Source organism: Streptomyces sp. AB3(2024), from assembly GCF_041862025.1.
Taxonomy (GTDB): Bacteria; Actinomycetota; Actinomycetes; order Streptomycetales; family Streptomycetaceae; genus Streptomyces.
Window position 1 is genome coordinate 1 of sequence record NZ_JBGWAB010000331.1, and the last position, 568, is coordinate 568.

The window sequence follows — 568 nt, forward strand, 5'->3', positions numbered from 1 at the left end:
TGGGTACGAAGGCGGCGGTGCCGGTGTCGTCGGCCAGGCAGGCCTGCGCCATCGCGGACAGCACCCCGTCGGGCCCGAGCTCGACGTACGTGCTCACGCCCGCGGCCTCCAGGGCACGGACGCCGTCCAGGAAACGGACCGCCTCGCGGACGTGCCGCACCCAGAAGTCCGCAGAACCCATCTCATCGGTGACGAGGGCACCGGTCAGGTTGGAGACGACCGGAATCTGCGGGGCAGCGTACGTGAGCCCGGCCGCGACCCGGCGGAACTCGTCCAGCATCCCGTCCATGCGCGGCGAGTGGAACGCGTGGCTCACCGTCAGCCGCTTGGACTTCCGGTCCGAGAAGGCTTCCACGACGGCCGTCGCGGCGTCCTCGTCACCGGCGATCACGACCGAACGCGGACCGTTGATCGCGGCAATGCTCACCCGGCCGGTCAGCAGCGGCAGGACCTCGTCCTCCGCAGCCTCCAGCGCGATCATCACCCCACCCGAAGGCAGCGCCTGCATCAACCGCCCGCGGGCGGCCACCAACACGCACGCATCGTCCAGCGACAACACCCCCGCCAC

1 protein-coding gene is annotated in these 568 nt (G+C 71.0%); it reads right to left on the bottom strand.

From position 1 onward, the window contains the following. Nucleotides 1-568, bottom strand: a 568-nt coding sequence (locus ACEPPI_RS40625) for an acyltransferase domain-containing protein (protein ID WP_373920256.1), incomplete at both ends; no start/stop codon positions are given.